This window comes from Phenylobacterium sp., assembly GCF_035276905.1.
Taxonomy (GTDB): Bacteria; Pseudomonadota; Alphaproteobacteria; order Caulobacterales; family Caulobacteraceae; genus Phenylobacterium.
On the sequence record NZ_DATELG010000263.1, the window covers coordinates 1 to 4,522 of the forward strand.

Below are 4,522 nucleotides of genomic sequence, written 5' to 3' on the forward strand. Positions count from 1 at the left end.
CGCCTATACCCTGGACGGCTTCGATTCCGAGGGGATCTTCCCCTCGATCCTCGGCCACGAAGGCGCCGGCGTGGTGGTCGAGGTCGGCCCGGGCGTGACGAGCGTGAAGCCCGGCGATCACGTGATCCCGCTCTACACGCCGGAATGCCGGCAGTGCAAAAGCTGCCTGTCGCGCAAGACCAACCTTTGCACGGCGATCCGCGCGACCCAGGGCAAGGGCCTGATGCCCGACGGGACCAGCCGGTTCTCCTACAAGGGCCAGCCGATCTTCCACTACATGGGCTGCTCGACGTTCTCGAACTACACCGTGCTGCCGGAGATCGCGGTGGCCAAGATCCGCGAGGACGCGCCCTTCGACACCGCCTGCTACGTCGGCTGCGGGGTGACCACGGGGGTCGGCGCGGTGGTCAACACCGCCAAGGTCGAGCCGGGCGCGAACTGCGTGGTGTTCGGCCTGGGCGGCATCGGCCTCAACGTCATCCAGGGGCTGAAGCTGGTCGGCGCGGCGATGATCGTCGGCGTCGACATCAACCCCGCGCGCGAGGAGTGGGGCCGCAAGTTCGGCATGACCCACTTCGTCAACCCGAAGGAGATCTCCGGCGACGTCGTCGCCCACCTCGTGGAGCTGACCGGCGGCGGGGCCGACTACACCTTCGACGCCACCGGCAACACCGTGGTCATGCGCCAGGCGCTGGAGGCCTGCCACCGCGGCTGGGGCGAGTCGATCATCATCGGCGTGGCCGAGGCCGGCAAGGAGATCGCGACCAGGCCGTTCCAGCTGGTCACCGGCCGGGTGTGGAAGGGCACCGCCTTCGGCGGCGCCAGAGGCCGCACCGACACCCCCAAGGTCGTCGACTGGTACATGGACGGCAAGATCGAGATCGACCCGATGATCACCCACCGCTTCCCGCTGGAGCAGATCAACGAGGCGTTCGACCTGATGCACCGCGGCGAAAGCATCCGCAGCGTCGTGGTCTACTGAAGCAACCACAAGCATGGAGAATTGAGATGGCGGTGATTTCGGGTGACGGCGTCTTTTCGCACACCTGCCTGGGGGCCAGCGACCTGGCGGCCTCGACGAAGTTCTATGACGCGGCCCTGGGGGCGCTGGGCGTGAAGAACCTCGGCCCGTTCGGCGACAGCGCCGTGCTCTACGGCCGGGACAAGCCGGCCTTTCTGGTGCTGCGTCCGGGCAACGGCGGGGCTCCGTCCAGCAACGGCGTGACCGTCGGCTTCGCCGCGGCCAGCCCGGCCGAGGTCGACGCCTTCCACAAGGCGGGCCTGGCGGCCGGCGGCACGGACGAAGGCGCGGCCGGTCCGCGTGGGCACCTGCCGGGCGCCTACGCCGCCTATCTGCGCGATCCGGCCGGCAACAAGGTCTGCGCCTACACCTTCACCGCGGCCTAGGTTCAAGATGGCCCTGGAGACGGTTTCGACCAGCCGCAGCTTCGGCGGCGTGCAAGGCGTCTATCGCCACGCCTCGGCGGCCACGGGGACGGAGATGACCTTCTCCGTCTTCGTTCCCCCACAGGCGGAGCAGGAACCACGCCCGGTCGTGACCTACCTCTCGGGCCTCACCTGCACCCACGCCAACGTCACCGAGAAGGGCGAGTTTCGGCGCACCGCCGCCGAGCTCGGTCTGATCGTGGTCTGTCCGGACACCAGCCCGCGCGGCGCGGACGTCCCGGACGACGAAGCCTACGACCTGGGCCAGGGCGCGGGGTTCTACCTCGACGCGCTCCAGGCGCCCTGGTCGGCCCATTTCCGCATGGAAAGCTACATCGGCGAGCTCTCCTCCCTGATCGCCGAGCACTTCCCGGCCGACCCCAGTCGGCTGGGGATCTTCGGTCACTCCATGGGCGGGCATGGGGCCTTGACCCTCGCCCTGCGCCATCCCGGACGCTGGCGTTCCGTCTCGGCCGTCGCCCCGATCTGCGCGCCGAGCCAGGTCCCTTGGGGCCGCAAGGCCTTCGCCGCCTACCTCGGTCCGGACGAAAGCCTCTGGCGCCAGCACGACGCCGCCAGCTTGATCGCGGCCGGCGGTCGGCTGCCGCCGCTGCTGGTCGACGTCGGCGAGGCCGATCCCTTCCTCGAGCGCGAGCTCAAGCCCGAGTTGCTCGAGGCGGCTTGCGAGGCGAGCGGACAGCCGCTGACGCTGCGCCGTCGCGCCGCCTATGATCATTCCTACTATTTCATCTCGACATTCATGGCGGAGCATCTTCACTGGCACGCCGAGCAGCTCGCCTGACGTGCGCAGGATCGGAGCATACCGTGTCGACCCTCGAACTCATCGGCGAAATCCTGGCCCGCCATGACGGTCGCGAGGGCGCGCTGATCCCGATCCTGCACGACATTCAGGACGCCCTCGGGTTCGTCCCCGAGACGGCGGTTCCGGCCGTCGCCCAGCGCCTCAACCTGACGCGGGCCGAGGTGCACGGCGCGCTCAGCTTCTACCATGACTTCCGTCGCGAGCCGGCGGGCCGCCACGTGGTGAAGCTTTGCCAGGCCGAGGCCTGCCAGGCGCGGGGCGGCCGCGCCTCCACCACCGAGTTGGAAGCTCGGTTGGGGGTGGCGATGGGCGAGACGTCGCCGGACGGTCGGGTGAGCCTCGAACCGGTCTACTGCCTGGGCCTCTGCGCAAGCGGGCCGGCGGCCCTGGTCGACGGCCGTCCGGTCGGTCGCCTCGACCGCCCAGCCCTGGCGCGCCTGGTCAGCGAGCTCTCACGATGAGCCTGCGGTTCTATGTGCCGAAGGACATGGCCGCGGTGGCGGTCGGGGCGGATCGTGTCGCCCAGGCTCTGCGAGACGAAGCCGACCGTCTGGGATTGCGCATCGAGATCGTCCGCACCGGTTCGCGCGGGGCGTTCGAGCTGGAGCCCCTGGTGGAGGTTGATACGCCGGCGGGCCGGATCGGCTACGCCCGGATCGACGAGGCGCTGGCGCCGAGCCTTCTAACGGCCGCTCTGTCCGAGGGCGCCGACCGCCATCCGTCCTACGTCGGCCGGCCCGAAGACCTGCCGTTCTTCAAGCGCCAGACACGGCTGACGTTCGCGCGCTGCGGCCTGATCGATCCGGCCTCGCTCGAGGCCTACCGCGCCAACGGCGGCTGGCGCGGGCTGGAGCGCGCCCTGGCGCTCGGGCCGGAGGGCGTCGTCGAGGCGGTGAAGCAGTCGGGCCTGCGCGGCCGCGGCGGCGCCGGCTTCCCGGCCGGGATCAAGTGGGACACGGTGCGGCTCGCCCAGGCTCCTCGCAAGTTCGTGGTCTGCAACGCCGACGAGGGCGACAGCGGGACCTTCGCCGACCGCATGCTGATGGAAGGCGACCCGTTCCTGCTGATCGAGGGCATGGTCGTCGCGGGTTTGGCGACCGGGGCGGAGAAGGGCTACATCTACATCCGCTCGGAGTACCCCTTCGCCGTCCGCGCCATGCAGGTCGCGATCGACGCCGCCTACGCCGCCGGCCTGCTCGGCGAGCGCGTCGCCGGCTCGGCCGTCCGCTTCGACCTGGAGGTCCGCGTCGGGGCGGGCGCCTATGTCTGCGGCGAGGAGACCGCGCTCCTCGAATCCATCGAGGGCAAGCGCGGCCAGGTGCGGGCCAAGCCGCCCTTGCCGGCGCACCGGGGCCTGTTCGGGGCCCCTACCCTGATCAACAACGTGCTGACGCTGGCGGCCGTGCCGTTCATCCTGGCCGAAGGCGCCGAGGCCTACCGCGATTTCGGCGTCGGCCGGTCGCGCGGCACCATGCCGATCCAGCTGGCCGGCGACATCCGGAACGGCGGACTGTTCGAGACGGCCTTCGGCGTCAGCCTGGGCGAGCTGGTCGAGGACATCGGCGGCGGGACCCTGTCGGGCCGGCCGATCCGGGCGGTGCAGGTCGGCGGGCCGCTGGGGGCTTACTTCCCGCGCAGCCTGTTCGACACCGCCTTCGACTACGAAGCCTTCGCCGCCCGCGGCGGTCTGATCGGCCACGGCGGGGTGGTGGTGTTCAACGACACCGTCAACCTGCTGCAGCAGGCGCGCTTCGCCATGGAGTTCTGCGCCATCGAGAGCTGCGGCAAGTGCACGCCCTGCCGCCTGGGCTCGACCCGCGGCGTCGAGGTGATCGACCGCATCGCCGCCGGCGAGCGGCGGGAGGCGAACCTCGGCCTCCTGGAAGAGCTTTGCGAGACGATGAAATTGGGTTCGCTTTGCGCTCTGGGCGGTTTCACCCCCTACCCCGTGACGAGCGCGTTCACCCATTTCCCGGAAGATTTCGGCCCGGCCCACAGGTCCGCGGCCGCCGAGTAAGGACAAGGCGCCATGGCTTCCCTGCGCGACCTCGATTACGGAACCCCGGCCTCCGGCGCCCAGGAGGACGTCGCCCTGACCATCGACGGCCAGGCCGTCACGGTTCCCGCCGGCACCTCCATCCTCAGGGCCGCCCAGACGATCGGCACATCGATCCCCAAGCTCTGCGCCACCGACAACCTGGAGGCGTTCGGCTCGTGCCGCCTGTGCCTGGTGGAGGTCGAGGGGCGAGCCGG

The 4,522-nt window shown here is 70.3% G+C and carries 6 protein-coding genes; all 6 read left to right on the plus strand.

Annotated features, from left to right (window positions below; all coding sequences use genetic code 11):
* A partial coding sequence (locus tag VJS38_RS12370; protein WP_324088451.1) for a zinc-binding dehydrogenase occupies positions 1 to 982 on the plus strand: 982 nt, incomplete at its 5' end.
* A gap of 20 nt (positions 983 to 1,002) precedes the next feature.
* On the plus strand, positions 1,003 to 1,407 hold the full coding sequence (locus VJS38_RS12375; RefSeq protein WP_324088456.1) for a VOC family protein: 405 nt from the start codon (positions 1,003 to 1,005) through the stop codon (positions 1,405 to 1,407).
* Positions 1,408 to 1,414: 7 nt separating this feature from the next.
* On the plus strand, positions 1,415 to 2,248 hold the full coding sequence (gene fghA / locus VJS38_RS12380; protein WP_324088452.1) for an S-formylglutathione hydrolase: 834 nt from the start codon (positions 1,415 to 1,417) through the stop codon (positions 2,246 to 2,248).
* Positions 2,249 to 2,271: 23 nt separating this feature from the next.
* Positions 2,272 to 2,730: a formate dehydrogenase subunit gamma gene (locus VJS38_RS12385; RefSeq protein ID WP_324088453.1), complete on the plus strand. Its 459-nt coding sequence runs from the start codon at positions 2,272 to 2,274 to the stop codon at positions 2,728 to 2,730.
* Positions 2,727 to 4,286, plus strand: coding sequence for an NADH-quinone oxidoreductase subunit NuoF (locus VJS38_RS12390; protein ID WP_324088454.1), 1,560 nt, complete (start codon positions 2,727 to 2,729; stop codon positions 4,284 to 4,286). Before VJS38_RS12385 ends, VJS38_RS12390 begins: the two co-directional genes overlap by 4 nt.
* 12 nt (positions 4,287 to 4,298) lie before the next feature.
* Positions 4,299 to 4,522, plus strand: a 224-nt coding sequence (locus tag VJS38_RS12395) for a 2Fe-2S iron-sulfur cluster-binding protein (protein ID WP_324088455.1), incomplete at its 3' end; no start/stop codon positions are given.

Bases quoted from the DNA above. Each gene is read 5' to 3' on its own strand.
- fghA (WP_324088452.1), top strand. From the start codon at position 1,415: ATGGCCCTGGAGACGGTTTCGACCAGCCGCAGCTTCGGCGGCGTGCAA.
- VJS38_RS12390 (WP_324088454.1), top strand. From the start codon at position 2,727: ATGAGCCTGCGGTTCTATGTGCCGAAGGACATGGCCGCGGTGGCGGTC.